The following is a 26318-nucleotide window of genomic DNA, read 5'->3' as shown; positions in this document are numbered from 1 at the left end:
CGACCGAATCCGTCACGCGCCCGGCGTCCGACGCCCCGCGGCCCGGGCCGGCAGCACCCGCGCGTCCGGGTGGCGCCCGTGCAGCGCCGCGCGCAAGCGAGCGGCGGTCGCCTCGGCCTCCTCGGCCGGGCAGACGCCGACCAGGGCGCCGCCACCACCGGCCCCGCTGAGTTTCAGCGGCAGGCCGACCCGGGTCAGGGCGAGCTCCCGGAGGTCCTCCAGCAGCGGCGTCGACATCCGCTGGAGGTCCCGCATCGCCACGTGGGCGAGGCTCATCGCGTTCCCGAGTCCGGTGAGGTCGCGCCCGACCAGGGCCTTCCAGACCTCCTCCGAGGTCGCGTCGGTGCCGGCCATGTACTCCGCCAACGCCGGGTCGTCGGCCGCGACCTGGGCGCGCACGGTGCGGATGTGGTCGCCGGTGGACTTGGCCGTGGCGGAGTCCACCACCAGCAGCGTCCAGTCCGCCGGGAAGGCCGTCCGCTCCAGGATCGCGGGCAGCCCGGTGGTCCGGCCCTCCAGCAGCAGCGCGCCCCCCTCGACCACGGCGACCTGGTCCATCCCGCCGCCGTTGAAGACCGCGAACTCGAACTCGTACGCCCACCGGGTGACCGTCCCGACGGGGACGTCACCGGCCGCCCGGTGGGCGGCGAGGTAGGCCTCGAAGAGCGCGACGATCAACGCGGTGGAGGAGGAGAGTCCGCTGGCGGCCGGGGCGTCGCTGCCGACCCGGACGGCCGGCGGCGGCCCGTCCGGCAGCGCGGGGAGCCGGTCCCGCAGGAAGGCCCACACCTCGGCCGCCCAACTGCCCGCGTCCGTACGGTCCGTACCGCCGGCGGTCGCCGGGAGCACCTCCACCGTCGTCGGCAGGTCGAGCGCCACGCTCACCGAGCGGCCGCCCAGCCAGTCCAGGTCCTCACCGGACAGGCAGGCCCGGCAGGGCACCACCGCGCGCGTCCCGGCGTCGGCGCGTGTCCCGGCGTCCGCGCTCACCTCGGCGTCCGCGCTCACCGGGCCTGGAACCTTCCGGTGGCGCGGAAGTGCCCGTACAACTCCAGCACCACGGCGGTGGCCCGGTACAACGGCTCGGGCAGGCTCCCCGGGTCGAAGAACCCGGCCCGGAGCACCTCGTCGGGCCCGGGCGAGAGCTCGCCGGACCAGCGGTGGGCGGCGAAGCAGAGCGCGAAGCACTGGGCCACGTCGCCGCCGGGGTAGGTGAGGGTGTGGACGTCCGGGTCGGAGAGCGAGGCGAAGGGGATCAGGTCGGCCTCGTCGACCCGCAGGCCGGTCTCCTCCGCCAGTTCCCGCACCGCCGTCCCCGCGAAGGTGCCGCCCTCCTCGCACGCTCCGGCGGGCAGCTCCCAGAGACCGTTCTCCCGCCGCTGCTGGAGCAGGACCCGCCCGGCGGCGTCCACCACCAGCACCTGGGCGCCGGGCAGCAGGAGCAGTTGGCTGCCCACCTTCTGCCGCAGCTTCCACACGTACGACCCGACGTAACTCACGTGCCCTCCCTCGTCGTTCGACCCGCTGCGGTCACCCGGCCCGGCCGTCCAGCGCTGCCGCGGCCTCGGCGGCCAGCCAGCCGGGGACGGCCTGCGGGTTGGCGGAGAGCCAGCGTACGTACCGGGCGACGCCTTCGGGAACACCGATCCGCGGCGTGAACTCCAGTACCTCGCGCATCCGTTCCGTCGACGCGTAGCCGCCCAGCGGGTCGCCCTCGGGCATCGGGGTGACGATCCGCCGCGAGCCCGGGTAGTGCGGGGCGATCCGGTCGGCCACCTCGCGCACCGAAGTCGGTTTCCCCGTAGCGACGTTGACGACCTGCCCGGCGGCGCGCTCGGCCACCAGCGCCAGCACGGTCGCGGCGGCGATGTCGTCGACGTGGACCAGGTCCCTGACCTGCACGCCGCCGCCGTTGAGCCGGATCGGCAGCCCGAGGTGGGCGTGCATGGCCATCCAGGCCACCATCCAGGAGTGGCTGCCGGGCTTGGGGACCTGCGGGTCGCCGTAGACCGAGAAGTACCGCAGCACGGTGCACTCGGCCCGGCCCGGGCCGCCCAGCATCAGCCGGGCCTGGTGCTCGGCCCACAGCTTGGTGTTGGCGTAGACGGAGACCGGGACCAGGAGTTGGTCCTCCTGGAACACCTGGGGGCCGGTGACGCCCGGGCGGCCGTTGCCGTAGACCGCGGCCGAGGAGATGAACACCAGCCGGCGCACCGGGGCGGCCGCGACCTCCTCCAGCACGGTCTGGGTGCCGCGCACGTTCGCCTCGAAGGCCACGTCGGGGTGCCGAGTGCAGGCGGCGACGTCGGCGTAGGCGGCGGCGTGGATCACGTAGTCCGCGCCCTTGACCAGCCGCCGGACGGTCTCCCGGTCGGCGACGTCCCCGACCACCAGGTCGACGTCGTGCCGGTCGAGGCCGAACAGCCCCCGGACGTCCTCCGGGTAGGCGTCGAAGCGGTCGAGCACCGTGACGGCGGCGCCCGCCCGGCGGGCCAGCGCCACGACGCGGCTGCCGACCAGGCCTCCCCCGCCGGTCACCGCGACCCGGGCGCCCCGCAGGTCGGCCAGGCGGAGCAGAATCGATTCTTCGGATGCGGCGGCTTCCTCGGTTCCGGCGAAACCGGCGGAACCGGCGGAACCGGCGGATCCGGTGCCCGGGGCTCCCGCCTCCGGGTGTGGTGCCTGAACGCTGTACGCGGTCATCTGTTCCCCTCCGGTTCTGCGTTGGAGTGGTGGCCCGGAAAGCATGCAGGCGGGCTCAGGACACGGCAAGGTGGCATTGGGGCGCATCTGACGGACCGTCAATGCGCACTTGCCGCACGCCCGGAAGCGCCGGTACCGTCCGCGAGGCCGAGCACGCACGCATCGGAGCCGGACCCTCCGCAGCGGTCGGCGCGGACCCGGACCCTCCGCGTCGACCACCCGGAAGCCGGGACTCCGCGGAGGGACGGGACACCGGGATGCCAGGGACCAGCAGGACGCCGTACCGGATGAGCGGCTCGGTGATGACCCACCCGAAGCGGCTCGACGCGGCGCGCAGGCTCGCCGCCGGCGCTCCGGCCGGTGCCCTCTCCGTGGTCGTCGACCCGGACCCGACCGGAAAGCCCTCCGTGCTGCGCACCGCGCTGGCCGCCTGGTCGGCGATCGAGGAGGGCGCCACCCACCACCTGGTCGTCCAGGACGACATGATCCTGTCCGAGTCGTTCTTCGAGCGCGCCCGCCGCGCCGTCGAGGCGATGCCGGACGCCGCCCTGGCGCTGTTCGCGCTCTGGGACTCCCGCAACGGCGCGGCCGTCCGCTTCGGCGCCCTGGCCGGCGCCCGCTGGGTGGGCGCGGTGGGCGAGTACTTCCCGTGCGTGGCCATCATCCTGCCGCGCGAAGTCGCCGCCGGGTACGTCGAGTTCGCGAGCCGACACCTGTTCGCCTGGCCCGACGACATCCTGATGGACCGCTACCTGCGGGCCACCGACGTCCCGCGCTTCGTCGCCGTGCCCAACCTCGCCGAGCACGACGACCAGGGCAGCATCTCCGGCAACGCCTTCCGCGGCCCCCGCCGGTCCGTGTGCTTCCCGCCCTCGGACCGACCGGGCGACGAACGGCGGCAGTTGACCGGACTGTCGGTGATCCCGTTCTTCAAGTACGGCATCGCCCGCTGCGACGTCCGGCTGCCCGGCCCCGGCCGGCCGCGCTGGCTGCACCTGGAGTGCGAGCAGTACCTGGAGGGGGAGGGCGTCCCGGTCGGGCGACTGCGGTCCCGGCTCCCGGCGACCGGCCCCGGGGTCGACCCCCAGGTGGCCTGGGGCACCTGGCTCACGGCCTACACCATGGGACTGGTGCAGCAGCGGGACGGCCTCGGCGCCTCCACCACAGTTGTCGACGTCGACGTCGACCCGGCCGTACTCGCCGAGGCCCTGGACACCCTCGGCCCCGGCGGGGTCTCCCAGACCGGCACCGCGGCGGTGATCGACGCCCTGCGGGCCGACCTCGCCGCACTCACCCGGCACGGCCTCCGGGCCGGCCAGGAGGACGCCCGCGCACCCCGGCGCGGCCCCGCCGCCCCCCGCCCGCCGCTCGCCCCGGTCGGCGTGCTCGGCGCCTCCTCACCGCTGGGCGAGCACATCGTCCGCGGCCTGCGCGACCACGGACACCACGTCGTCGACGCGGAGGCCGGGTTCGCCGGGCCGAGCGCGCTGGTCGACCTCGGCCGACTCCTGCCCGAGTCGGACGACCGCCGCGTCGACCTCACCGGCCCGCCGCTCGTCCTCCGGCTGTCCCCCCTCGACCGGCCCGAGCCGCAACCCGCCCCCGGCGTCCGCACCGTACGGGTGGGCGACCTCTACGGCCCCGGCTGCACCCGGACCTCCCCGATCGGGCGGATGGTGTGGGACGCCCTGCGCAGCCAACCGATCGTGCTCGACGGCGACCCCACCGCCCCGCTGCACCCGCTGCACGTCAAGGACCTGGTGCGGGCGCTCTCCGCCGCGCTCCGGTCCCCGGCCGAGACCGGGCCGTTGACACTCGTCGACAAGCAGTCGATCACCGTCCGGGAGCTCGCCGACACCGTCCACCGGGTCGTCCGACCGGTGCCGGTCGAGGCGCCCGCCGATCCCCCGGCCTCCCCCGGCCGCGCCGAGGTCCCCCCGGAGGGCCCCGCGGACTGGCGCCCCGAGGTGGACCTCGACTACGGGCTGCACTCCTTCGCCCAGTGGCTCGCCTACGAGGGGATCCACCTGTCGACCGTCGACTGACCCCGGCGGGCGGAATTCATCTTCTGCAAGAACATTGCAGGCCCCTTTCCCATGGAAATGGACCTGAAGGAATGTGACCTGCGCAACATTTTACTACTGCATTACCAAGGGTTGGCAAATCCAAGAGGAGGCAATAGTTTCGACGGGTACGCCGCCGGAGGCCGATCCAGAGGAGGGGCCCGATGACCCGGAACGAGCCGGAGGACTGCATTCGGGTCCAGGACGTGTGGCGTCGCTACGGGCACGGGAAACGGGCGTTCGACGCCGTGCGGGGCGTCAGCTTCACCGTGCGGCGCGGCGAGCTGTTCGCCCTGCTCGGCACGAACGGCGCGGGCAAGACCTCGACGGTCGAACTGCTCGAAGGGCTCGCCCGCCCGCACCGGGGGGCTATCCGGCTGTTCGGCGGACTCGACCCGGTCGCCGACCGCTCCGCCATCCGTCCGCGCACCGGGGCCATGCTGCAACAGGGCGGCTTCATCTCCCACCTGACGGTGGCCGAGACCGTCGGCATGTGGGCCGACCTCACCGCCGGCTCCCGGGCCGTCCCCGAAGCCATGGAGCTGACCGGACTCAGCCGACGCGCGGAGGTGCTGGTGCAGAACCTCTCCGGCGGCGAGCGCCGCCGCCTCGACCTGGCCGTCGCCACCCTCGCCCAGCCGGACCTGCTCTTCCTCGACGAACCGACCACCGGCATGGACGCGGAGGGCCGGCAGGGCACCTGGCGACTGATCCGGCGGCTACGGGACCGGGGATCCACCGTCGTGCTCACCACCCACCACCTGGACGAGGCCGAGACCCTCGCGGACCGGCTCGCGATCATGCACCGGGGCCGCATCGCCACCGCGGGCACCGTCGGGCAGATCGTCGCCGACCACCCGGCGACCCTCTCCTTCGGCCTGCCGGCCGGGCTGCGGGAGGAACTTCCGCCCGACCTGTCCGCCCCCGCGCCGACCGGGACGGCGGACGGCAGGATCACCCTCGCCACCGGACACCTGCAACGGGACGCCACCCGGCTGCTGACCTGGGCCGAGAGCCGCCGGGTGACCCTGGAGCGCTTCACCGCGCGGCCGGCCTCCCTCGAAGAGGCCTTCATCCGCATCGCCGCCGCCCACGGGAACGATGACGACGACCGGGAGCTGACCTGACGTGAAGAGCGTCGACCTCGCGCACATGAAGACCCTCTTCCGCATCGAGTGGAAGCTGTTCCGGCGCATCAAGGGGAACTACGTCTTCGTCGTGTTCGCGCCGCTCATGATCATCGTCGCGATGCGGTTCGTCCACGACCAGCTCGACCTCGCCGCGCACGGCCTGAACGCCGCACCCGTGATGGCGGCGACGGCCACCGGCATCCTGCTGATCTTCTCCCTCTACTCCTCCGTCACCGGCCTCTACGTGGCCCGCCGGGAGGAACTCGTCCTCAAGCGGCTGAGGACCGGGCAGGTCTCCGACCTCGCCATCCTGACCGGCGGCGCCTCCATGTACGTGGTCGTCACCGTCGCCCAGATCGCCGCCGTGGCGGCCGCCGTGTCGGTCATGTCCGGCACCGGCGTCCGGCAACCGCTCACCGCGCTGGCGGGCCTGCTCACCGGCTGCGCCCTGATGGCCGCCATGGCGGCGACCACCGCCGCGCTCTGCCGCACCGCCGAGTCCGTGATGGTGGCCACCCTGCCCGCCCTGTTCGTGCTGCCGATGATCTCCGGGGTCTACCTGCCGCGCGAGGTGCTGCCCGCCCCGCTCGGCGACCTCCTGCTCCTCGCCCCGCTGTCGGCCACCGTCGACCTCGTCCGCTCCGGATGGTCCGCCGAACTGACGGCCCTCGACACCCTCGCCCGGATCGCGCTGTCACTGGCCTGGACCGCCCTCTTCGCCTGGATCGCGGCCCGCCGCTTCCGCTGGGAGCCGCGCACCTGAGCCGACGTTCCCACTACGGCGGTTCGTCGCCGCGCGGACGAACTCGGCCGGGCTCTGGCCGTACTGGCGCCTGAACGCCCGGCCGAAGTGGCTGCTGTCGGCGAACTGCCAGTAGGCGGCGAGTTCCGAGATGCTCGGCCGACCGGTCGCCGACAGGAGCGCCGCCCTGGCCCGTTCGAGCCTACGACGGCGGATGTATCCGGCGACGGTCTCCTCCGCACCGGCGAAGGCCCGGTGCAGGGTGCGGACGGAGACGGCGAGTTCCCCGGCCAGCAGGGCGGGTGAGAGCTGCGGATCCGCGAGGCGGGCCTCCGCGAGCTCCCGGGCGGCCTGGGCCAGGGCGGGAGCGTGGGCGGGCTCGGTGGCGTCGGGCTGCTGCCGCAGCACGCCCCGGACCAACTCGATCAGGGCCAGCTGGGCGGCCTCGGCCCCGCTCGGGGAGAGGTCCGGTGCGCTGCGGGACAGGAGCTCTGCGTGGCCCAGCAGCAACCGCGCCTCGGCCGTGGCCGCGGAGCCGGTGACCAGCCGGTCGCCGATGAGCGGGCCGAGGCCTCGGGCGGGCAGGATCAGTACCGTCGCCCTGGCCTGCCGGGCGGCCTCGACGGTCGGCGGTCCGCTGCGCTGGAGCATGAAGTCCCCGGCGGGCACGGTGAGCCGGCCCTCCCCGTGCCGGGCGAAGTCCCAGGCGTTGCGGGTCACCGCGTGGAACAGCACCGTGTCGTCGCCCTGGTCCACGGCGCTGCTGTTGGTACCGGCCAGCGATCGGCTGTGTACGTCGGCGAGCACGGCCTCGTGGACCAGGACGGCGCGGGCGCTGATCCTGAACTCTCCTGTCGCCCCGGGGGTGAAGGCGGGCGCGGGGTAGGCCTCGCCGACCTGTTCCTCCCAGCCCTGCCGGAACCGGTCGAACCCGTGCTCCGGAGCGCCCGGGGCGGTCACATCGGCCGAGAAGCTCCCGCCGTTTCCCGGTCCGCTCGTCCCCGACACCCGTTGCCTCCCAGGGCTGGCGCTGAAGTCCCGTCGATGTGGCACTCATGTCCAAGCGTACGGAACCTGGCCCTTCCTAGGGTGGGTGGTGCCGGGGGAGGCCGGGTTCCCGCCCTCCCCCGCACCGGGGTGCAGCAAGCAGGACGAGCCGAGGAGGACTTCGTGAGCACGGACACCGGACGAGTCGTGGTGGTGACCGGCGCCGGATCGGGGATCGGCGCGGCGATCGCCCACCGCTTCGCCGCCGAGGGCGCGACGGTCGTCGTGGTCGGGCGGACGCGGGAGAAACTGGAGCGCACGGCCGCCGGGGCACCCGCGGGCGCGAAGGTCCTCGTCATGACCGCCGACCTCACCGTACCCGAGCAGGTCGACGCGCTGTTCGCCGCCGTCGAGGCCGAACTCGGGCGGCTGGACGTGCTGGTCAACAACGCGGGCGCGCCGGCCTTCGGAGCCGTCGACGCGATGACCCCCAAGGCCTGGCGCGACGCGATGGCGCTCAACCTGGACGCGGTCTTCCTCACCAGCCGGGCCGCGCTCGGACTGCTGCGGGCCGCGCGCGGCTCCATCGTCAACGTGGGCTCCACGGGCGGACTCGGCGGCGACTACGGCATGGCCGCCTACAACGCGGCCAAGGGCGCGGTCGTCAACCTGACCCGCGCCATGGCCCTGGACCACGCCCCGGACGTGCGCGTCAACGCCGTCCACCCGGGCTTCACCCGGGACACCGGCATCACGGCCGGCCTGACCGCCGACTCCCCCGTGGTCAGGGCCTTCGCCGAACGCATCCCGCTCGGCCGGGTCGCCCTTCCCGAAGAGATCGCCTCCGTGGTCGCCTTCCTGGCCGGCCCGGACGCGCGGTACGTGACCGGCGTCCAACTCCCCGTCGACGGCGGCCTCGGCGCCTCCAGCGGACAGCCCCGCATCGCCCTGTGACGCGGCCGCCGGCCGCGAGCGCGGCGTCGTGCGCGACCGGCCGTCAGGGGAGCCGGGCGTGCGCGGCACTGCCGGGCGTCGCAGGGCGATGCGTCGGAAGAAGTTGACATGTCGGGAGTCTCCGACGCATGGTTGAGGCATGGCGGATGTCGACGTATTCAGCGCGCTGGCCAACCCCGTGCGACGGAAACTGCTGGAGAGCCTCCGGGCCGGACCCCGGGCGGCCGGGGAGCTGGCCGGGGAGTTCGAGCTCAGCCGACCGGCCGTCTCCGAGCACCTCGCGGTGCTGCGCAACGCCCGGCTGGTGCGCGAGGAGCCCCGCGGCCGCCACCGCTACTACCACCTGGAAGCCGCGCCACTGGCCGAGGTCGGGCAGTGGCTGCACCCCTTCGAGCACTACTGGCGGGCGCGGATGCGCACGCTGCGCGAGCTCCTGGACGAGGAGAGTTCATGACCGAGAAGGCCACGATCCACTGCGACGAGTTCCTGCCGTACCCGCCCGCGCGGGTGTGGGAGGCGCTGACCGACCCGGAGCTGCACGCCCGCTGGTGGGCCGCCGGGGACGTCAAGGCAGTGGTGGGACACCGGTTCACCCTGGACATGGGGCCGTTCGGGCAGCAGCCCTGCGAAGTGGTCGAGGTGGAGGTGGAGCAGCTGCTGCGGTACAGCTTCGCCGCCGGCACGCTGGACACCACCGTCACCTGGCGGCTGGTGCCCGAGGGGCACGGGACCCGGCTGCTGCTGGAGCACGCCGGGTTCGACCTGGACACCCCGATGGGACGGCAGGCCCACCACGGCATGGCGCAGGGCTGGCCGTCGGTGCTGCGCCGGATCGCGCCCGCGCTGGCGGAGTGAGGACCGGGCCGGCGGAATACGGGACCGGGCTCAGGCCCGGCCGAGGACCCGCTCGACGGCGATCTCGATGACCACCCGGTCCGGGTTCTCCCGCGGCGGGCGGTAGCGCTCGGCGTAGCGCCGCTCCGCGTCGGCGACCTGCTCGGGCAGCTCGCGCAGCACCGCGACGCCCTCCAGGGTGGACCAGCGGGCCCGGTCCACCTGGCACACCGCGACCCGCAGGCCGTCGGCTCCGGCCGCCGCCACGTTGCGCGCCTTGCGGCTGGTGCGGCTGGTGATCACCCGGGCGGTGGCCGTGGCCGGCTCGAAGGTCACGCCGACCGGCACCACGTGCGGCGTGCCGTCCGGCCGGGTGGTGGTGAGGGTGGCGATGTGCCGCTCGCGCCAGAAGGCGAGGAAGGCTTCGTCGAGGTCGCGCGGGTCGTGGGCCATGATCGCGATCGTACGGCCCCCGGGGAGTCACCGACCTCCCGGGGGCCGTACGGCCGGATGACCTCAGTGGCCGCGGGCGATCCACTCCGGCAGGGCCGGGGCCTCGGCGCCGATGGTGGTCGGGTCGCCGTGGCCGGTGCGCACCACCGTGTCCGCCGGGAGCGACAGCAGCCGCTCGCGGATGGACTCGACGATGGTCGGGAAGTGCGAGAACGAGCGGCCGGTCGCGCCGGGGCCACCCTGGAACAGGGTGTCGCCGGTGAACACGGTGCCCAGTTCGGGCGCGTACAGGCAGACCGCGCCCGGCGCGTGGCCGGGGGTGTGCAGCACGGTCAGCTCGGTGCCGGCCACCTCGATCCGCTGCCCGTCGGCGAGCTCGCCGTCCGGGAGCCGCTCGGGGTGGGTGAGCTTCCACAGCGGGAGGTCGTCCGGGTGCAGCAGGATCGGCGCACCCGTGCGCCCGGCCAGCGCCGGGGCGGCGTCGATGTGGTCGTTGTGGGCGTGGGTGGAGACGATCGCCAGCAGCCGGCGCCCGCCGAGCGCGGCCTCGATGGCCTCGGCGTCGTGGGCGGCGTCGATCACCACCGCCTCCTCGTCGTCGCCGACGATCCAGACGTTGTTCTCCACCTCCCAGCTGCCGCCGTCGAGTTCGAAGGTCCCGGCGGTCACCAGCCGGTCGATGCGGGCGCGGCCGGTCACAGGACCACCACCGAGCGGAGCACGTCGCCGTGGTGCATGCGCTCGAAGGCCTGCTCGACGGCGTCCAGTTCGATGGTCTCGGTGACGAAGGCGCCGAGGTCCAGGCGGCCCTGGAGGTAGAGGTCGATCAGCATCGGGAAGTCCCGCGACGGCAGGCAGTCGCCGTACCAGGAGGACTTCAGCGCACCACCGCGGCCGAACACGTCCAGCAGCGGCAGTTCGAGGGTCATCTCCGGAGTGGGCACACCGACCAGGACGACGGTGCCGGCGAGGTCGCGGGCGTAGAAGGCCTGCTTGTAGGTCTCCGGACGGCCGACGGCCTCCACCACGACGTCGGCGCCGTTGCCGCCAGTCAGCTCGCGGATCGCCTCGACCGGGTCGGTGGTGCGGGAGTTGACGGTGTGGGTGGCGCCGAGGGTGCGGGCCGTCTCCAGCTTGCGGTCGTCGATGTCCACCGCGATGATCCTCGACGCGCCCGCCAGCCGGGAGCCCATCACGGCCGCCCCGCCGACGCCGCCGCAGCCGATCACCGCGACGGTGTCGCCGCGGCCGACGTTGCCGGTGTTGATCGCGGCGCCCAGGCCCGCCATCACGCCGCAGCCCAGCAGGCCAGCCACGGCCGGCTCGGCGGCCGGGTCGACCTTGGTGCACTGCCCGGCCGCGACCAGGGTCTTCTCGGCGAAGGCGCCGATCCCCAGCGCCGGGGACAGCTCGGTGCCGTCCAGCAGCGTCATCTTCTGCTTGGCGTTGTGGGTGTTGAAGCAGTACTGCGCGCGGCCGCGCTTGCAGGCGCGGCACTGGCCGCACACCGCGCGCCAGTTGAGGACGACGAAGTCACCGGGCTCGACCTCGGTCACGCCCTCGCCCACCGACTCCACGATGCCCGCGGCCTCGTGGCCGAGCAGGAACGGGAACTCGTCGTTGATACCGCCCTCCCGGTAGTGGAGGTCGGTGTGGCAGACGCCGCAAGCCTGGATCCGCACCACCGCCTCGCCCGGGCCCGGGTCCGGCACCACGATCGTGGTCACCTCCACGGGCGCGCCCTTGGCGCGCGCGATGACTGCCTTGACCTGCTGGGCCATCCGATTCCACCTCCGTCGGCCGGTGCGGCTCTGCCCCGGCGTGACCTGCGACAAACGACTGCAGAGGGTCTGCGGGAGAACTCTAGGAGCACTGCCGAAAGACCGCCTACGAAGGGTAGCGCCCACCCGTTCGACCGCCGACCCGGCGGGTCGGCGGAGCCCGCCGGACACGAGGGGCGCGCGGGCGGCGCTGAGCGCCCGTCAACGTGCTACGGACTGCCCGGAAAGCGCCACCGTTGGCTGGAAGTGCCGCTGACGGGCACCCCGCCGTCCACGTACGGTCGTAGCAGAGACGGTCCACGCGACCACGCTCAGCACACCCGCCCCACCTGACGGCACGCCACCCCGCGCCGCCCGTGCCAGGGGCGTACCGACCGTACGCCCCCGCACGTTTCGCGCCATCCCGCGCCCGGGCCCGCGCCCCCGCGCGGGCAGCCTCCCCGGAACGACCCCGTCGCTGCGCACCGCCACAGCCCGGGATCCCCCGCAGCTGGGAACCCATCACAGCTCGGAACCGTCACACCTCGGAACCGTCACAGCTCGGAACCACCGCACCGCCGGCCCTGAGTCGAGCCGCCCCGGCCGAACCGCCCGTCCCGCACGAACCCCGGATCCATCCCCCCGTCGGGCCGCCCTCGCGCGGTCCCTGCCCTGGAGTCTGGAGTACGGATGTCCACCGAGAACAGTGCGACCGGTGCCGGCACCGGCACCGCCCCGCTCCCCCCGCTGCACTGCCTGCGGCACCTGGAACCCGGTCCGCCCCGACTCGCCGCGCTGCCCACCGGGACCCCGGTCTGGCTGGTCAGCCGACACGCCGACGTCCGCCAGGTGCTGACCGACCCCCGGCTGGGCCGTGCCCCGCTCTACGCGCCGGACGCGCCGCCGACCACGGTCACGCCGAACATCCTGGACGACCCGCAGAGCATGCTGAACATCGACGGCACCGAGCACCAGCGGCTGCGCCGCACCGTGCAGCGGGCGTTCACCCCGCGCGCGATCGCCCGCTGGAAGCCCTGGGTGGCCTCGGTGGTCGAGTCGCTGATCGACGAACTGATCGACCACGGCTCCCCCGCCGACATCGTCGCCTCCTACACCCGGCCGCTGCCGGTCTCGGTGATCAGCCGCCTGATGGGGCTGGACAACCTGGACACCAAGCGGCTGGAGCACTGGAGCGACCACGCGCTCTCCACCACCGCCTACAGCGCCGAGGCGGTCGCCACCGCGATGGGCGACTTCGCCGTCTTCGGCGCCGGGGTGATCGCCGACCGCCGCGCCGCCCCCGGCGACGACCTGGTCAGCAGCCTGCTCGCGGCCGCCGCCGAGGACGGCTCGATCACCGAAGGGCAGCTGATCGCCCTGGTGATCGGCCTGGTGGTGGCCGGGCACGAGACCACCATGACCAGCCTCGGCAACGCCCTGGTGTACCTGCTGCAGGACGGCCGGGACGCCTGGCAGCGGCTCGCCTCCGACGAGGCCAGCGCGGCGGCCGCGACCGAGCAACTGCTGCGCGCCGTACCGCTCGGCGACTCCTCGGAGCACCTGCCCGGGCTGCTGCGCCGCACGGTCGAGGACGTGGAGATCGGTGGGGTGGTGATCCCGGCCGGCAGCGTGGTCGCCGCCGACACCACCACCGCCAACCAGGACCCGGAGGTCTTCACCAGGGACCTCGGCACCGAGCTGTTCTTCCCGCTGGCCGCGCCGATGCTCACCTTCGGCGCCGGACCGCACCACTGCCTGGGCGCTTGGCTGGCCCGGATGGAACTCGAACTCGCCCTGCACCGACTGGCCCGCCGACTGCCCTCGCTGCGGTTGGCCGACCCGGTCGACGCCATCGACTGGCGGCGCGGTCTGCTCACCCGCAGCCCCAGCACCCTGCAGGTCAGCTGGTGACGGGGTCCGGTGGGGCGACGGAGGCCGATCCGGTGGCGGGGGCGGCGGCAGCGGAGGAGGAGGCGGTGCTGGTCCGGGTCGACCGGGACCGCTGCATCGGCTCCGGGATGTGCGTGCTCAGCGCGCCCGAGGCGCTGGCCCTCGGCCCCGACGGCCAGGCCCTGCCGGTGGCCGGATTCGCCGACGGCGGTGGGGAGTTGACGGACGGGCTGGCCGAGGCCGTGGAGTACTGTCCGGTCGAGGCGCTCACCCTGCACTCGGCCCTCGGCGGGCACCGGATCGACCCGCCGGAGTGACCGCGTCCCGGCCCGGGCCGTCCTCAGCCCCCACGGGGGCTCAGGGGCGGCCCGGGCCGTCCTCCTCCGCCGGTCGGCCCGTAGGCCGCAGGGCCAGGCCCACGCCGACGGCGGCCGCGGCCAGACCGAGCACGGCGAGCGGGCGGGACCACTCCCCCGCCGCGCCGGCGGCGAACGCCGCCGGCAGGACCAGCAGCGCGGCGCCGAGGGCGGCGGCCGCGGCACCGGGGCGGACGGTCGGATGGCGGGGGCCGAACGCGTCGAGCAGCACCAGGTAACCGGCCAGCAGGACGGTCACGGCGAGCGCCCGCCACCAGGTCGGCGCACCGACGGCGGCGAGCGGCACGGCTCCGGCGGCGAGCAGGGTGGTGCGGGCCGCGGACAGCCGCGCCGGCCAGCGCGCCGGGGTCGGCCCGTCCGCAGCGGGGACGGCCGCCCACAGGGCGAAGGCGGCCACCGGCAGCAGCAACAACGGCCCGACCCGGTCGGTGAGCGTGCCGCTCCCGACGCCCGCGGCGGCCAGGGCGAGCGCGGTGCCGACCGCGCGCAGGGCGGCGCGTTCGAGCCCCGCGGACCGGTCGGCGGCCCCGGCCGCCCCGGTGGCCCGCGCGGAACCCGTCGTGCCGGTCGTACCAGACGTACCGGACGTACCGGATGTCGAGGGGGCGGTCATCGGGCGGCTCCCATGATGCGGCGGCGCAGCAGCGGCCCGAGGGCCAGGTCCAGGGTCTCGCCCGGCGTGTGACCCACCACCGGGATCCCCCGGCCGCGCAGGGTGGCGCGCATCGCCTCACGTTCGGCGCGCCACAGGCGCAGGGCGAGGGCGTCGATCTCCTCGCCGGGGCGGGGCGTCGGCTCACCGGCCGGGATCTCCACCACGACGAGAGGGTTGCCGCGCTCGCGGATCTGGCCGAGGACGTCCAGGATGCGCTGGTCGGCGAGCGGGGTGAAGGCGTAGACCAGGGCGTGCCCGGGCAGGGCGGCGAGCGGCAGCGGCGGCAGCGGGCCGCGCCGGGGGCGGTCCTGACGGGCCTCCAGCACGCTCTCCACCAGCCGGTAGAACTGCCGGTCGCCGCTGCCGGCGGTGAGCTGGCGCAGCTGTCCGCCGACCGCGATCAGACCGATCCGGTCGTGTCGGCGCAGGTAGGCGCGGGCCAGGCCGGCCGCGGCGCGCAGGGTCTCGTCCAGGCTGCGGCGGCCGGTGGCGGTGTCGATGTAGTCGGCGAGGGTGTCGAGCAGGACGACCGCGTCGGCGGCGCGTTCGGCGGCGAACTGGTTGATCTGGACGGCGTCGCGGCGGGTGGTGGACGGCCAGTGGATCCGGCGCTGCCGTTCACCGGGCACGTGCGGGCGGACGCCGACCACCTCGACGCCGGTGCCCTCGTGGGCGGTGGTGTGCTCGCCGATCCGCTCCGGCAGCCGGACCGGGATCGGGGTGAGTCGGGCGGAGTCGGGGACGGGGAAGACGTCGACGGTGCCGAGGTCGGTGCGGACGGTGCGGAGGGTCAGGCCGTGGGCGTCGGGCACGTCTAGGTCGACCACGCCCAGGTGCCGGCGGCCCCAGCTGTCGGCGTGCAGGACGAGGTCGACGCCGGTCGGGGTGACGGTCAGGGCGTCCAGGGCGAGGCCGGGGCCGAGCGAGACCACGGGCTCGGGGCGGCCGATCCGGCCGTCGTGCGCCACGGTGACCCGGACGGTGACGGGCTCGCCCTCGAAGCAGCGGCGCGGCCCGACGGCGCTCTCGGCGGACAGCCGAGTGGGCCGGCCGGTTCCGGGGGCGGCGAACGCGAGCAGCACGGCCGCGAAGGCGCCCGGGGCGAGCAGCCAGGCCTGGCCGGTGACCACGGCGGTGACGGCCGCGACGGTGGCCACCGTGAGCAGGCGCAGGGTCTGCTCGCCGGGCCGCCAGTGCGGTGCGGGCGGGCTGTCGGGCAGGCCGGCGGCGCTGGCCCGGACGCTGCGGGCGACGGCCAGCGCCCGGGCCCGGTGGGCGAGGCGGTCGTCGTCGGCGGCCTCCTCGCCGGTCCCGTCCCGCTCGGCGGCCGGGCCGGGGTTCACGGCGTCACCGCCCGCGGCAGCGTCTGCGGCACCGGGACGGAGGCGACCAGCCGTGCCACCACGTCGTCCGCCTCGATCTGCCGCACCCACAGTTCCGGCTTGAGCGTGATCCGGTGGGCCAGGGCGGGGCCGGCCAGCGCCTTGACGTCCTCGGGGGTGAGGTAGTCGCGGCCCTCCACCATGGCGTTGGCGCGGGCGAGTTGGATCAGCGCCAGACCGCCGCGGGGCGAGGCGCCCACCTGGATCTGCTGGTCGTTGCGGGTGGCGTCGACCAGGGCGATGACGTAGTCGACCAGGTCGTCGTCGACCTCGACCCGCTCCACCGCGGCCCGCATGGCGAGCAGTTCCGCCGGGCCGGCGACGGTCTCCAGTACCGGTTCGGGGGCCGCCCGGTCGATCCGGGCGCGCAGCATCGCCGCCTCGGTGGCGGTGGGGAGGTAGCCCATCCGCACCCGCAGCAGGAAGCGGTCGAGCTGGGCCTCGGGCAGGGAGTAGGTGCCCTCGTACTCGATCGGGTTGGCGGTGGCGATGACCAGGAAGGGGTCCGGCAGGCGGCGGGTGGCGCCGTCGACGGAGACCTGGCCCTCGGCCATCGCCTCCAGCAGGGCGGCCTGGGTCTTGGGCGGGGTCCGGTTGATCTCGTCGGCCAGCAGCAGCTGGGTGAACAGCGGCCCCGGCCGGAACACCATCTCGCCGGTCCTGCGCTCGTAGAAGGGGGCGCCGGTGACGTCGGAGGGCAGCAGGTCGGGGGTGAACTGGATCCGGCGGAAGTCCAGGCCGAGGGTGGTCGCGAACGAGCGGGCCAGCAGGGTCTTCCCGAGGCCGGGGAGGTCCTCGACCAGGACGTGCCCGCCGGCCAGCGCTCCGAGCATGACCAGGCGCAGCGCCTCGGGCTTGCCGACCACGGCCCGTTCGATCTCCGCGATCACCGCGCGGGCCCGCTCTCCGGCCTGCTGCGGGGTCAGCGGGGCGACGGGGCGGACGGAGTCCTGGAGGGTGCTGGAAAGGTCGGGCATGACGCTCCTGCGGAAACGATTCGGTCGCTGGGTTCTGGGCTCGGTGCCGAGGTCGGTGCCGGGATCGGTACCGAAGTCGGTGCCAAGGTCTGTACCGGGGTCGGTGCCGGGGTCGGGTCGGTGGCGGGAGGTCACAGCGAGTCGAGCCGGTCGACCAGCTCGCGCACGACCTCCGCCGGGAAGACCGCGGCCGGCGGGGGTGCCAGCGGGTCGATCCACGGCCACAGCCGCGGCCCGAGGAGTTCGGCGGCCCGGTCGCGGTCGGCCGACAGGTCCAGGCCGTGCTCCTCGGCGAGCCGTACCGCGTACAGCCGGCGGATCCGGGTGCGCAGCGGTCCGGGGTCGCCCTTGGGGTCGAGGCCCTGGCGGACCGTCCAGCGCCAGTCGCCGAGGCCCGGTTCGTACAGCTCCTGCTGCCGCGGCCGGCTGCGCAGGGCGAAGGCGTCGGCTCCCGCTCCGGCCACCCGGCGGCCGACCAACAGGCCGGTGACGGCCAGCAGGGCCGCGCCGAACCCCGCCCCGGGCCAGCCGCCGACCAGGGCGAACAGCACCTCGGCGAGGACGGCGGGCACGGCGAGTTCGATCAGGCTGTGGCGCACCGAGCCCGGGCGGGCGAGTTCACGGTCCGGTTCCCGGTCCGATTCCCGGTCCGCTCGCGTGGTGCCGCTCATCGCGCTCCTCCCCCGGCCCGCGCCTCGGCCCGCGCCCCGGCCTGCGCCGGAAGCCCGTCCTCCGCCGGAGGTCCGGCCTCCGCGAGCCGGGCGGCGATGGCGTCCAGTGCCGCACGGGCCCGGCGCACCTGCTCGTCGTCCATCGGGTGGGTGGAGTACCGGGCCTCGCGGAACAGCGCGGTGAGCTCCCGTGCCGCGGCGGCGTCGACCCGCCCGTCGGACAGCACCCGGTGGAGCAGTTCCGTCGGACTCTCCCAGGCCTGCCGGGGCAGGCCGGACTCGGCCAGCGAGCCCTCCATCGCCGCGTAGCAGGCGATCACCGCGGCCCGGGCGTCGTCACCCGTCAGCGCCCGACGGCCGGAGGCGACGGCGTCCGCGAGCGCCTCCTCGGGGCGCGCCGGCACGACGGCGAGGGGCGGCGCCGCGGGCAGCAGCGGCACCCGCCCACGGCGTTTCCGGAACAGGAGGACGAGCCCGATCAGCAGGGCGACCACCGCCACCACCGCGAGCAGGCCGACGACCACCGCGCCGACCCCCACCCCGCCGCCCTCCGGGACGGTGACCGGCGGGGCCTGCGGGAGGCCGGGCGGGACGCTCATGGGGGTCACCACCGGCGGCTCGAACCGTACGGACGGCTTGCCGGCCCGGGTGTGCAGGACCAGCAGCAGGACCGGCACCGCGCCGGCGGCCAGCGGGAGCAGGCGGATCGCCACCGCCCGCAGGCGCTCGGCCCGGGGCGTCGGCCCGTCGAGATGGCGGACCTCCTCGCGGTAGCGCGCCGCGAACCTGCCGACCAGGCCGGCGAAGGCCAGCCCGAGCAGTACCACGTAGCCGAGGTTCGCCACCGGCCCGGTCGTCGGGGTCCCGAGCAGCCCGCCCTCGGGGCGCAGCGCCGCAGCGGCCGCGATCAGTCCGAGGACGACCAGCAGCACGCCCGCCGGGCGACCCCACCGCCCGTGCCCGCCCGACGGCGACCCACCGCTCATCCGAAACCCCCCGGTCCCCTGCGCGCGACGGCGCGCGACCTGCAGGGTCGCACACCGACCGTCGCGCTGTCACCTGCGGTTCCGGGTCCCGGTGGTCCGGCGGTGATCTTGTCCCGATCGATGAGCCGGGCTCATCGGTCGATGAGGTATTCGATCTTGTTCGGCCGTCGGGGCCGCTGGTGAGCTGACCGCATGACGCAAGCGGAAACCACCCCCGCCCCTTCGACTGCCCCGGCCACAGCCCCGGCCCCGGCCGCCGGCCACCGCTGGTCCCCGGTGCTCGCCGTGGCCCTGGCCACCTTCACCGTGGTGTCCTCCGAGATGATGCCGGTCGGCCTGCTCACCCCGATGTCCGACAGCCTCGGCGTCTCCGACGGCACCACCGGACTCACCCTCACCATCACCGGCCTGATCGCCGCCCTGCTCTCCCCGCTCACCCCGGTCCTGGTCGGACGGCGCGACCGCAGGACCGTGCTGATCGCCTTCATGCTGCTGCTCGCCCTCGCCGACGCGGTCAGCGCGCTCGCGCCGAACTTCCCGGTGCTGGCGCTCGGCCGGATCCTGCTCGGCGGCGCGATGGGGATCGTCTGGGGCCTCGCCGCCGGCCTCGGCCCCCGGCTGGCCGACGGTCCGCGGATCGCGCTGACCATGACCCTGATCTTCTCCGGGGTCTCGATCGCCTCGGTGCTCGGCGTCCCGCTCGGCACCTACCTCGCCGCACTGCTCGACTGGCGCGCCGCCTTCTGGGCGCTCGCCCTGCTCGGGGCCGGCTCCGCCGCCGCACTGGCCGCCACCCTGCCCGCCCTGCCCGCCCTGCCAGTCACCGGGCGCGGGCGCCTCGGCGGCCTCACCGACGCGCTGCGCAACCGGGGCGTCGCGGCCGGCGCCGCCGTCACCGCGTTCGTCGTACTCGGGCACTTCGCGGGCTACACCTACGTCCGCCCGGTCCTCGAAACCGACGCGGGTCTGAGCAGCGGCACCATCGCGACCTGCCTGCTGGTGTACGGACTGGCGGGCGTCGCCGGGAACTTCTCGCTCGGCCCGCTGTCCGGCCGCCGCCCCAAGCTCGCCGTCGTCCTCGCCCTCTCCGGCGTCACCCTGGCCGCCGCCCTGCTGCCCTCCGCCACCGGCGGCGTGGTCACCGTGCTGCTCGCCCTGATCCTCTGGGGCGCCGCGTACGGCGGGGTGTCGGTCTCCACCCAGACCTGGATCCGCACCGCCGACCCTGGCCGGATCGAGGCCTCGGCGGCCGTCTGGGCGGGCGTGTTCAACGCGAGCATCGCGCTCGGTTCGCTGGCCGGCGGGATGGTCGTCGACCGGTCCGGGAACCACGCCGTGCTGTACACCGCGGCCGGGCTGACCGCCGCCGGGCTGCTGCTCGCCGCCGTCACCCGGCCGCGCGCCGCCGACGCCCGTACCGGCGGCACCGACACCGTCAACTGACCTCGGCCAGCAGCAAGTCCACGAAACGACCGGCCAGGCGGTGCGGCCGCCGTACGCTCTGCACCACCTGCAGCGCGCTCGGCTCCAGCTCCGGCACCGGCAGGTAGCGGATGTCCGGCCGCGGGACGTAGCGCGTGCTGTCCTCGCACAGCAGCAGGCCCCGCCCGGTGCTGGCCACCATCGACAACCCCTCCTGGACGGTGGCGGCGCCCGTCGGATAGGTCAGCTCCCGCCCGTCCGTCGTCCGGCGCGGGGCGTTGGCCAGCCGCCAGTACTCGGGCGCCGCGCCGCGCGGCTCGATCAGCGGAAGCGCCGCCAGCTCCTCGGCGGACACGACGGCCGGGCCCGCCGGGCGGCGCGCGGCGGCCACCGCCACGTACACCGGCCGCCGGGAGAACTCCAGCAGCACCTCCAACCCCGGCTCCCGGCACGGGGCGAGCGCGATCGCCAGGTCGACCTCACCCCGGTCGAGCTGCGAGAACGGGTCCCCCCAGGGCAGTTCAACCAGGTCCGCGGCGCCCTCCGGCAGCCGGGAGACGGCCCGCGCCACCGGCTCGTACACCGCGCACTGGAACCCCAGGCGCAGCGGCGCGTCGGCGGCCGAGGCCCGGGCCCGGGCCTCGTCGTAGCCCGCCCGCAGCCGGGCGAAGGCGGGCACCACCTGCTCGGCCAGGCCGCGGCCCAGCTCGGTCAACTCCACCCGCCGGCTGGTCCGTTCGAACACCGGCGCACCGACCCGGCTCTCCAGCCGCTTGATCAGCTGGGAGACCCGCCCCTGGGACACGCCGAGCAGCCCGGCCGTCCGCCCGAAGTGCAGCTGGTGCACGAGGACGGAGAAGCACTCCAGCTCCTGCAGCGGCAGTTCGGGCAGCACGTGCCCAGGCGGCGCCACGGGCACGGGGTTCGAGGGCGTACGGTCCACCCTCGCAGTCTAGGCAAGGTCCGGTCCGGGGCCCGTCCCCGAACTCCCGTCGCCCTCCCGGAGCAGCCACTCCCTGACCGTCGGACCGGCGTCGAGCAGCTGCCGCACCCGCAGTCCCTCCTCCCGCGAGGTCACCCTCGGCAGCGGGGCGAACTCCTCGGGCAGCACGTCCAACAGGCCGGTCACCGTCCCGCCGGTACGGAGCGAGAGCACGAGCTCGCAGCGCAGCTGGCGCGGCAGCTCCGGGCGATGGAACACGGTGTTCCAGAGGATCGGCCACAGGTGGTGGGCCCCGTCGGGCGCCGCGTGCTCCCGCACCCAGGCGGGGTCCAGCCGCTGATTGAGGCGCAGTTCCCGGGCGCGCTCCTCCAGCCGGAGCAGCGCGGCCGTGTCGAGGACCTTGACCTGACGCGGCACCGGCGGGTCAGGAAGCATCGGCGCGCCCCGGCCGGAGGGGCGGGCAGGCCAGGACGGCGCGCAGTTCGGCGGCCGGGTCGCCCTCGTGGTACGGGCGTTCGCTGGGCTCGATGTGGTCCAGGAACTCCTGGTAGCGCAGCGCGTAGAAGAGGTGCTGCAGCGGCTCGGCGAGTTCGAGGGCGCGCTCGGGGTCGGAGCCGGGGAGGTGCCGGCGCCAGGCCTCCGCCCAGACCCCGGCGTGGTGCCGCCAGGCCGCCGGGCCGAGGTAGCCGCGGGGGCGCAGGCCGTCCACGGCGGGGTGGCCGAGGCAGGCGTCCGCGTAGTCGACCACCACCGAACCGGCCTCGCCGGTACGCCAGTTGCCGGGGTGGAAGTCGCCGTGCAGCAGGGTCTCCGGGAGGCCGCAGGCCGCCAGTTCGCGCAGCAGTGCGGGCAGTTCGGCGGCGAACCGCCCCAGCCGGTCGCGTTCTTCGGCCGTCAGGTCGGTCTCGGCGGGCAGCCGCTCCAGCAGGTCCGTGAACCGGGCGTGCAGTGCGGCGGGCGTGCGGTCGCGCAGCCCCGCCAGGGCGGTCGGGCGCTCGGCCAGGGCGGCCTGGGCGGCGACGAAGCGGGGGACGACGTCGGCGACGGTCCCGGGGGTCGGGCGCCAGCAGTCCTCACCGGGGACGTGGTCGAGCAGCAGCCGCCCGTCGGCCGGGTCGTCGGCGAGCACCGTCGGGACGAGGGCGGGGTCGATGCCACCGAGCAGGGCGATCACCCGGCCCTCCGGGGCGTTGAACCGCGGGCTGGTGGTCTTCAGCCAGGCGTCGGTGCCGGTGGCGGTGGGGACGCGGAAGAGGCCGGACAGGTTCCAGGTCCGGATCTGCCGGGCGGCGCCGGTGGCCGGGCGGCCGAGGTCGGCGAGCCGCGTCCCGGCCCAGGCCAGGGCCGCGCGCAGGCCCTCCGGGGTGGCCCAGGCGGCGCGCCCGGCGGCGGGGGCCAGCAGGGCGGCCGTCCCGGCGTCCGGCGGGCGCGGGTCGAGGCCGGTCGGCCGCCGGAGCGCCTCGGCGTGGTAGCGCACCCGGCCGCCGTGGCCGGGGTCCGCGCTCCGCCCGTCGAGCAGGCGGGTCACCAGCACCGGCACTCCCGCGAGTTCGCTCGCCCGGGCGACCACGCCGTCCACCGAGGACCACCAGCCGAGGTCCGTCTCGAACGGGCCCAGCTGCCCGAAGTACGCGTCCCCGTGGGTGAGATCGACGGTCACGGTCCGACTGTTCGCTCGCTGCATCCGCTCAGCCTCGCCCACGCCGGCCGCCGGACGCGAGCGGATTTCGGCCGCCGTCCTCCGGGCCCGGTCGGCCGCCGTCCGGGCCTGCCGTCGGTCCGAGGCGAAGAGGAGCAGCGCGGCCAGCGCCTCCAGGGCGTCGGCCATCGCCCCGTGCCAGTCGGCGAGGCCGTCCCGGTGGTCGTCAACGGGCTTGCGGGACCGCACGGTTCGAAGGTCCCGGAGTGCGCTCCGGAGCGCGGGGTCGAGCACGGGGTCTTCTTTCTCCGAGGGCTTCCCTGGTGAGGCTGCGCTGCCCGAAGCCTCGCGCCGGGAGTGCCGGGACTGCCGGAAGTGCCGGAAGTGCGGTCAGAGTTCGTCGAGCGCTTCGGCCAACACGCCTTCGCTGGCGATGATGTAGCCCAGGTGCCCGCGGCTGCGGCTGCCGAGGAGTTCGCTGGCCTTCTGGATGTGGCTGGAGACGGTGCGGGTGCTCATCCCGAGGCGGGAGGCGATGGCCTCGTCGGTGTAGCCGTTGACCATCAGCCGCAGCACGTTCTGCCGGGTGCGGTCGGTGAGCAGCCGGGGGCGGTGGTGGCCGTCCTGGTAGGTGACGGGTTCGGCGCGTTCCCACATCAGTTCGTAGATCTTGAGCAGGTACTCCACCAGCGGCGGGAACTGGATGAGCACCGCGGCGGCCTCGCGCTGGGCGCCGGCCGGGATGAAGGCGGTGGAGCGGTCGCAGATGATGACCCGGTCGAAGACCTCGTTCAGGGTGCGCACCTGGGCGCCCCGGGCGGTGACCTGCTCGATGTAGGCGAGGGTGGGTCCGTGCGAGCGCACGGTGTGCTGGTACAGCGTGCGTTGGCGGACGCCGCGTTCAGCGAGGGCGAGGTCGCGCGGGAGCGCGTCGGCCAGGTGGTCGGCGCCGCGGCCGCCGCCGGGCTGGGCGGTGCGCAGTTCCTCGGCGCAGGCGGCGACGGCCTTGTCCAGCGCGGGGTTGATCTCCTCGCCGGCCAGCAGGCGGATCGGGAGCTGGGCCTGTCTCATCACGTCCCGGTAGGCGTGTTCGGCGACGGCGAAGGCGGTGCGCAGTTCGGCGAGCCGCTCCTGGTGGGCGAGTACGGCGAGTTCGAGCGGCCGGGTCAGGCCGGTGACCGCGAGGTCCGGCGGGACGGCGGCCAGCCGCTGTCCGTCGCCGGGCAGGGCCCGTAGCAGGCCCATGACGAGCAGGCATTCGGGGGCCTGTCCGGCGTCGGCGCCGCCTTCGGCGACCGCGAGGCGGTAGAACTCGACCCCCCGGTCACAGAGTTGGGGTGTCCCCTTTTCCGTGCAGCTGTCCTGGGATACGCACATCTGGGCGTCCTTCCGGCTTCGGCATTGCGCTTTCACGAATGCCCGCACCGGCTGGAGCCAGGCATCCGAAGGGGCAGGATGGAACAGCCTGCCGTTCGGACGCATCCCCCCCGGGCCACGACAGCCGCGAGTGTACGCCCTGAAGGCGCGGAAATCAGCGGTTCTCGGCGCTATCGGGCCTGCCCGGCAACGGCGTCCGACGGTGGTGACGCGAGCACGACCGTACCCGGCTGCGGTGACGGGCGGATGACCGTCGCATTGCACGTGTCGCCCCGTCAGGGCGGCCGGAGCGAACGGCCGGTGGACGGTCCGGCCGACGGACGGAAGGCACCCCCATTGTTGCGCACTGATCCCGACCCCCCTCCCGCCTCCGGGGACCCGACCGGGTTGGTGGACCAGCGGCTGGTGCGCCAGCTCGCGGAGGCGGCGGCCGCGCAGGTCGGTTCCGGCGCGGTGCGGCTGCTCGGCGACGGCGGGCTGCTGCAGGCGCTCGCCAAGCAGTTGATCGAGCGCGCTCTGGAGCTGGAGCTCCAGGAGCACCTGCACGGGCCGGGCGCCGGCGCCGACCCCGCCGGTCCCGGCGGCGCCGACGCCCCGGCCGGCCCCGGTGGCACCAACGGCCCCAACGGCGCCCGGGCCAGACGGCTGCTCACCGAGATCGGCCCGGTCGAGGTGCGGGTGCCGCGCGACCGCGACGGCAGCTTCGCCCCCCGGACGGTCCGCCCCCGGGCCCGCCGACTGCCCGGCCTGGACCGGCTGGTGGTCTCGCTCACCGCGCGCGGCCTCAGCTCCGGCGAGCTGGTGGCCCATCTGGCCGAGGTGTACGGGGTGGAACTCAGCCGGGAGACCGTCTCGACGATCACCGACCAGGTGCTGGACGAGTTGGCCGAGCGGCGCGGCTGCCCGCTGGACCCGGTCTATCCGGTGGTCTTCCTCGACTCGGTGCGCAGCGGCCGCTCGGGCGGCCCGCTGGTGCACCTGGCGCTGGGGATCTCGGCCGACGGACTGCGGCAGGTGCTGGGCCTGTGGCCGACCGCGGACGGGGAGAACTGGCCGCAGGTGCTGGCCGGGCTGGCCGAGCGCGGGGTGCGGGAGGTCTGGGTGCTGGTCGGCGACGCCGCGCCGGGCCTGGCCGAGGCGGCGGCCGAGCGCTGGCCGCGCACCGTGGTGCACACCTCGGTGGCCCAGCTGCTGCACGCCGCGCTGCGGCACGCGCCGGGCGAGGACTGGGGCGGGCTGGCCCGGACCCTGCACGAGATCTGCACGGCGCCCACCGAGGCCGTGGCGCTGGAACGGCTGGGCCGGGCCGAGCGGGAGTGGGGGCCGAGCCACCGCGAGGTGTTCCGGGTCTGGCGGGCGGCCTGGCCGCTGCTCGCCCCCGGCTTCCGGTTCGGCCCGGAGGCGCGCCGGCTGCTGGCCGGCGGGGGCGCGCTGGAGCGGCTGCACGCCCGGCTGCGCCGGATCGAACAGGTCGCGGGGCGGGTGCGGGACGAACGGGCCGCGCTCAAGCGGGTCTACCTGGCGACGCTGGCGCTGGACTCGCCGTCCGGGGCCGGGCGGCCGTGGTGCGGGGACTGGCCGGCCGTCCGGGAGGAACTGCGCCGGGGTTCCCGGCACTGAGCGCGGCCCCCACCACTGATCTGACAGTGCCAGGTGCTCATTGCATCAGTTCTGCCCGTTTTTGACACACTTTGTTCACGCTTCCGGTTCCCGCATTGCGTGATCCCGACAACGACCAGAGCTTCCACCTCAGTTTGAGCCTCGGCAGGATTCTTTCACAGCGAGGAGCGCACACACCGCCCGCCTCAGGAAGAGGAATTCGCCATGACGAATCATGCCGGTCGCATTCACGAGATGCTCGGGATTCTCGCCCTTCTGCTGATCTCCTTCGTCGTCCTCCAGGGCCACTCCGGAGCGCACCTCTCCGTGGCCTCCGCCGGGCCCACCAAGGTCCACACGGTGCACGGGGACGACTCCGGCTGGGGTCCGTGACCGCACCACGGTGAAGTCACCGGCCGGGTGTGCCGACGCACTCCGTGCACCACGCGAAGTCGACCCGGACCGTTCACCGAACGCCGACGAAATTCCCCCCTCCCCGTAATTCCCGGAACAGAGAGGAAACCGACGATGGCGAACCCGTTCGAGGACCCGGACGCCCAGTACCTCGTGCTGGTCAACGACGAGGGCCAGCACTCGCTGTGGCCGGTCTTCAGCCCGGTGCCCGACGGCTGGCAGCAGGTCTTCGGCGCCGCCGGGCGGCAGGACTGCGTCGACTACGTCGAGCAGCACTGGCAGGACCTGCGGCCGAAGAGCCTGGTCGCCCACCTGTCCGGCCACTGACGGCACCGCACCACCCCGCCGCACCCCACCGCA

The 26318-nt window shown here is 74.8% G+C and carries 28 protein-coding genes; 12 read left to right on the top strand and 16 right to left on the bottom strand.

The window, feature by feature from the left end; all coding sequences use genetic code 11:
• Window positions 1-12: 12 nt before the first annotated feature.
• The 3 genes from ACIP4P_RS04755 to ACIP4P_RS04745 are packed head-to-tail and all read right to left on the bottom strand — an operon-like array spanning window position 13 to window position 2703.
• Window positions 13-1008 (bottom strand): galactokinase, encoded by a 996-nt coding sequence (locus ACIP4P_RS04755; protein WP_400914776.1) that lies wholly within the window; start codon window positions 1006-1008, stop codon window positions 13-15.
• Window positions 1005-1499, bottom strand: coding sequence for an NUDIX domain-containing protein (locus tag ACIP4P_RS04750; RefSeq protein ID WP_350515770.1), 495 nt, complete (start codon window positions 1497-1499; stop codon window positions 1005-1007). Before ACIP4P_RS04750 ends, ACIP4P_RS04755 begins: the two co-directional genes overlap by 4 nt.
• 31 nt (window positions 1500-1530) lie before the next feature.
• A complete protein-coding gene (locus ACIP4P_RS04745; RefSeq protein WP_400914774.1) occupies window positions 1531-2703 on the bottom strand; it encodes an NAD-dependent epimerase/dehydratase family protein in 1173 nt (390 codons plus the stop codon).
• A 257-nt stretch (window positions 2704-2960) separates the two neighbouring features.
• Between ACIP4P_RS04745 and ACIP4P_RS04740 the strand changes: the two genes are divergently transcribed.
• From ACIP4P_RS04740 to ACIP4P_RS04730, 3 genes are all read left to right on the top strand, one after another.
• Window positions 2961-4748 (top strand): NAD-dependent epimerase/dehydratase family protein, encoded by a 1788-nt coding sequence (locus ACIP4P_RS04740; RefSeq protein ID WP_400914772.1) that lies wholly within the window; start codon window positions 2961-2963, stop codon window positions 4746-4748.
• Window positions 4749-4930: 182 nt separating this feature from the next.
• Window positions 4931-5893 carry an ABC transporter ATP-binding protein gene (locus ACIP4P_RS04735; protein ID WP_400914770.1) on the top strand — a complete coding sequence of 321 codons (963 nt, stop codon included), beginning with the start codon at window positions 4931-4933 and terminating at the stop codon, window positions 5891-5893.
• Between the two features lies 1 nt (window position 5894).
• Complete coding sequence (locus ACIP4P_RS04730) at window positions 5895-6659, top strand: ABC transporter permease (protein WP_400914769.1); 765 nt, start codon at window positions 5895-5897, stop codon at window positions 6657-6659.
• Here the strand turns inward: ACIP4P_RS04730 and ACIP4P_RS04725 are convergent.
• Window positions 6591-7598: a helix-turn-helix domain-containing protein gene (locus tag ACIP4P_RS04725; RefSeq protein ID WP_400914766.1), complete on the bottom strand. Its 1008-nt coding sequence runs from the start codon at window positions 7596-7598 to the stop codon at window positions 6591-6593. The two genes, ACIP4P_RS04730 and ACIP4P_RS04725, sit on opposite strands and share 69 nt — an antisense overlap.
• A gap of 210 nt (window positions 7599-7808) precedes the next feature.
• On the opposite strand from ACIP4P_RS04725, the gene ACIP4P_RS04720 reads away from it, so the two are divergent.
• The 3 genes from ACIP4P_RS04720 to ACIP4P_RS04710 all read left to right on the top strand — a co-directional run bounded on the left by ACIP4P_RS04720 (window position 7809) and on the right by ACIP4P_RS04710 (window position 9434).
• Window positions 7809-8579, top strand: a complete 771-nt coding sequence (locus ACIP4P_RS04720; RefSeq protein WP_400914764.1) for an SDR family NAD(P)-dependent oxidoreductase — start codon at window positions 7809-7811, stop codon at window positions 8577-8579.
• Window positions 8580-8718: 139 nt separating this feature from the next.
• Window positions 8719-9033 (top strand): metalloregulator ArsR/SmtB family transcription factor, encoded by a 315-nt coding sequence (locus tag ACIP4P_RS04715; RefSeq protein ID WP_350515764.1) that lies wholly within the window; start codon window positions 8719-8721, stop codon window positions 9031-9033.
• On the top strand, window positions 9030-9434 hold the full coding sequence (locus tag ACIP4P_RS04710) for an SRPBCC domain-containing protein (protein ID WP_400914762.1): 405 nt from the start codon (window positions 9030-9032) through the stop codon (window positions 9432-9434). The genes ACIP4P_RS04715 and ACIP4P_RS04710 overlap by 4 nt, the downstream gene beginning before the upstream one ends.
• A 30-nt stretch (window positions 9435-9464) precedes the next feature.
• On the opposite strand, the gene ACIP4P_RS04705 is transcribed toward ACIP4P_RS04710, so the two are convergent.
• From ACIP4P_RS04705 to ACIP4P_RS04695, 3 genes are all read right to left on the bottom strand, one after another.
• On the bottom strand, window positions 9465-9866 hold the full coding sequence (locus tag ACIP4P_RS04705; RefSeq protein WP_350515762.1) for a TIGR03618 family F420-dependent PPOX class oxidoreductase: 402 nt from the start codon (window positions 9864-9866) through the stop codon (window positions 9465-9467).
• A 63-nt stretch (window positions 9867-9929) separates the two neighbouring features.
• Window positions 9930-10565, bottom strand: coding sequence for an MBL fold metallo-hydrolase (locus ACIP4P_RS04700; RefSeq protein ID WP_400914759.1), 636 nt, complete (start codon window positions 10563-10565; stop codon window positions 9930-9932).
• Window positions 10562-11647, bottom strand: coding sequence for an S-(hydroxymethyl)mycothiol dehydrogenase (locus ACIP4P_RS04695; protein WP_400914756.1), 1086 nt, complete (start codon window positions 11645-11647; stop codon window positions 10562-10564). Before ACIP4P_RS04695 ends, ACIP4P_RS04700 begins: the two co-directional genes overlap by 4 nt.
• 669 nt (window positions 11648-12316) lie before the next feature.
• Here ACIP4P_RS04695 and ACIP4P_RS04690 point away from each other — a divergent pair.
• Complete coding sequence (locus tag ACIP4P_RS04690) at window positions 12317-13537, top strand: cytochrome P450 (RefSeq protein ID WP_400914754.1); 1221 nt, start codon at window positions 12317-12319, stop codon at window positions 13535-13537.
• Window positions 13534-13833, top strand: coding sequence for a ferredoxin (locus tag ACIP4P_RS04685; protein WP_400914752.1), 300 nt, complete (start codon window positions 13534-13536; stop codon window positions 13831-13833). Before ACIP4P_RS04690 ends, ACIP4P_RS04685 begins: the two co-directional genes overlap by 4 nt.
• A gap of 40 nt (window positions 13834-13873) precedes the next feature.
• On the opposite strand, the gene ACIP4P_RS04680 is transcribed toward ACIP4P_RS04685, so the two are convergent.
• The 5 genes from ACIP4P_RS04680 to ACIP4P_RS04660 form a co-directional block, all read right to left on the bottom strand.
• The gene (locus tag ACIP4P_RS04680) at window positions 13874-14506 is read right to left on the bottom strand and encodes a hypothetical protein (protein WP_400914751.1); all 633 of its coding nucleotides are present in this window, start codon (window positions 14504-14506) and stop codon (window positions 13874-13876) included.
• Entirely contained in the window at window positions 14503-15891 is a 1389-nt protein-coding gene (locus ACIP4P_RS04675) for a DUF58 domain-containing protein (protein ID WP_400914749.1), read from the bottom strand. Before ACIP4P_RS04675 ends, ACIP4P_RS04680 begins: the two co-directional genes overlap by 4 nt.
• Window positions 15888-16907: an AAA family ATPase gene (locus ACIP4P_RS04670; protein WP_400914747.1), complete on the bottom strand. Its 1020-nt coding sequence runs from the start codon at window positions 16905-16907 to the stop codon at window positions 15888-15890. The genes ACIP4P_RS04675 and ACIP4P_RS04670 overlap by 4 nt, the downstream gene beginning before the upstream one ends.
• Window positions 16908-17038: 131 nt before the next feature.
• Window positions 17039-17578, bottom strand: a complete 540-nt coding sequence (locus ACIP4P_RS04665) for a hypothetical protein (RefSeq protein WP_400914745.1) — start codon at window positions 17576-17578, stop codon at window positions 17039-17041.
• On the bottom strand, window positions 17575-18564 hold the full coding sequence (locus tag ACIP4P_RS04660; protein ID WP_400914743.1) for a DUF4129 domain-containing protein: 990 nt from the start codon (window positions 18562-18564) through the stop codon (window positions 17575-17577). Before ACIP4P_RS04660 ends, ACIP4P_RS04665 begins: the two co-directional genes overlap by 4 nt.
• Before the next feature lie 192 nt (window positions 18565-18756).
• Between ACIP4P_RS04660 and ACIP4P_RS04655 the strand changes: the two genes are divergently transcribed.
• Window positions 18757-20007, top strand: coding sequence for an MFS transporter (locus ACIP4P_RS04655; protein ID WP_400914740.1), 1251 nt, complete (start codon window positions 18757-18759; stop codon window positions 20005-20007).
• On the opposite strand, the gene ACIP4P_RS04650 is transcribed toward ACIP4P_RS04655, so the two are convergent.
• The 4 genes from ACIP4P_RS04650 to ACIP4P_RS04635 all read right to left on the bottom strand — a co-directional run bounded on the left by ACIP4P_RS04650 (window position 20000) and on the right by ACIP4P_RS04635 (window position 23945).
• On the bottom strand, window positions 20000-20929 hold the full coding sequence (locus tag ACIP4P_RS04650) for a LysR family transcriptional regulator (protein ID WP_400914737.1): 930 nt from the start codon (window positions 20927-20929) through the stop codon (window positions 20000-20002). The two genes, ACIP4P_RS04655 and ACIP4P_RS04650, sit on opposite strands and share 8 nt — an antisense overlap.
• Before the next feature lie 9 nt (window positions 20930-20938).
• On the bottom strand, window positions 20939-21364 hold the full coding sequence (locus tag ACIP4P_RS04645) for a hypothetical protein (protein ID WP_400914735.1): 426 nt from the start codon (window positions 21362-21364) through the stop codon (window positions 20939-20941).
• Window positions 21354-22817, bottom strand: coding sequence for a phosphotransferase family protein (locus tag ACIP4P_RS04640; RefSeq protein ID WP_400914733.1), 1464 nt, complete (start codon window positions 22815-22817; stop codon window positions 21354-21356). The genes ACIP4P_RS04645 and ACIP4P_RS04640 overlap by 11 nt, the downstream gene beginning before the upstream one ends.
• A gap of 141 nt (window positions 22818-22958) precedes the next feature.
• Window positions 22959-23945 carry a LuxR C-terminal-related transcriptional regulator gene (locus ACIP4P_RS04635; protein ID WP_400914731.1) on the bottom strand — a complete coding sequence of 329 codons (987 nt, stop codon included), beginning with the start codon at window positions 23943-23945 and terminating at the stop codon, window positions 22959-22961.
• A 339-nt stretch (window positions 23946-24284) separates the two neighbouring features.
• On the opposite strand from ACIP4P_RS04635, the gene ACIP4P_RS04630 reads away from it, so the two are divergent.
• From ACIP4P_RS04630 to ACIP4P_RS04620, 3 genes are all read left to right on the top strand, one after another.
• Window positions 24285-25565 (top strand): IS256 family transposase, encoded by a 1281-nt coding sequence (locus ACIP4P_RS04630; protein WP_400914729.1) that lies wholly within the window; start codon window positions 24285-24287, stop codon window positions 25563-25565.
• 204 nt (window positions 25566-25769) lie between these two features.
• Window positions 25770-25937 carry a hypothetical protein gene (locus ACIP4P_RS04625; RefSeq protein ID WP_400914728.1) on the top strand — a complete coding sequence of 56 codons (168 nt, stop codon included), beginning with the start codon at window positions 25770-25772 and terminating at the stop codon, window positions 25935-25937.
• A gap of 135 nt (window positions 25938-26072) precedes the next feature.
• Entirely contained in the window at window positions 26073-26285 is a 213-nt protein-coding gene (locus tag ACIP4P_RS04620) for an MbtH family protein (protein WP_350515746.1), read from the top strand.
• Window positions 26286-26318 lie beyond the last annotated feature (33 nt).

Source organism: Kitasatospora sp. NPDC089509 (genome assembly GCF_044749365.1).
In the GTDB taxonomy this organism is placed as follows: Bacteria; Actinomycetota; Actinomycetes; order Streptomycetales; family Streptomycetaceae; genus Kitasatospora.
Note: the sequence above shows the minus strand (reverse complement) of the source record. Positions and strands in the feature narration are given on the sequence as shown.

Excerpts from the sequence above, each read along its gene's own strand:
- ACIP4P_RS04745 (WP_400914774.1), bottom strand. The coding sequence starts at position 2,703 with ATGACCGCGTACAGCGTTCAGGCACCACACCCGGAGGCGGGAGCCCCG.
- ACIP4P_RS04740 (WP_400914772.1), top strand. The coding sequence starts at position 2,961 with ATGCCAGGGACCAGCAGGACGCCGTACCGGATGAGCGGCTCGGTGATG.
- ACIP4P_RS04735 (WP_400914770.1), top strand. The coding sequence starts at position 4,931 with ATGACCCGGAACGAGCCGGAGGACTGCATTCGGGTCCAGGACGTGTGG.
- ACIP4P_RS04715 (WP_350515764.1), top strand. The coding sequence starts at position 8,719 with ATGGCGGATGTCGACGTATTCAGCGCGCTGGCCAACCCCGTGCGACGG.
- ACIP4P_RS04710 (WP_400914762.1), top strand. The coding sequence starts at position 9,030 with ATGACCGAGAAGGCCACGATCCACTGCGACGAGTTCCTGCCGTACCCG.
- ACIP4P_RS04705 (WP_350515762.1), bottom strand. The coding sequence starts at position 9,866 with ATGGCCCACGACCCGCGCGACCTCGACGAAGCCTTCCTCGCCTTCTGG.
- ACIP4P_RS04695 (WP_400914756.1), bottom strand. The coding sequence starts at position 11,647 with ATGGCCCAGCAGGTCAAGGCAGTCATCGCGCGCGCCAAGGGCGCGCCC.
- ACIP4P_RS04690 (WP_400914754.1), top strand. The coding sequence starts at position 12,317 with ATGTCCACCGAGAACAGTGCGACCGGTGCCGGCACCGGCACCGCCCCG.
- ACIP4P_RS04680 (WP_400914751.1), bottom strand. The coding sequence starts at position 14,506 with ATGACCGCCCCCTCGACATCCGGTACGTCCGGTACGTCTGGTACGACC.
- ACIP4P_RS04670 (WP_400914747.1), bottom strand. The coding sequence starts at position 16,907 with ATGCCCGACCTTTCCAGCACCCTCCAGGACTCCGTCCGCCCCGTCGCC.
- ACIP4P_RS04665 (WP_400914745.1), bottom strand. The coding sequence starts at position 17,578 with ATGAGCGGCACCACGCGAGCGGACCGGGAATCGGACCGGGAACCGGAC.
- ACIP4P_RS04660 (WP_400914743.1), bottom strand. The coding sequence starts at position 18,564 with ATGAGCGGTGGGTCGCCGTCGGGCGGGCACGGGCGGTGGGGTCGCCCG.
- ACIP4P_RS04655 (WP_400914740.1), top strand. The coding sequence starts at position 18,757 with ATGACGCAAGCGGAAACCACCCCCGCCCCTTCGACTGCCCCGGCCACA.
- ACIP4P_RS04645 (WP_400914735.1), bottom strand. The coding sequence starts at position 21,364 with ATGCTTCCTGACCCGCCGGTGCCGCGTCAGGTCAAGGTCCTCGACACG.
- ACIP4P_RS04635 (WP_400914731.1), bottom strand. The coding sequence starts at position 23,945 with ATGTGCGTATCCCAGGACAGCTGCACGGAAAAGGGGACACCCCAACTC.
- ACIP4P_RS04625 (WP_400914728.1), top strand. The coding sequence starts at position 25,770 with ATGACGAATCATGCCGGTCGCATTCACGAGATGCTCGGGATTCTCGCC.
- ACIP4P_RS04620 (WP_350515746.1), top strand. The coding sequence starts at position 26,073 with ATGGCGAACCCGTTCGAGGACCCGGACGCCCAGTACCTCGTGCTGGTC.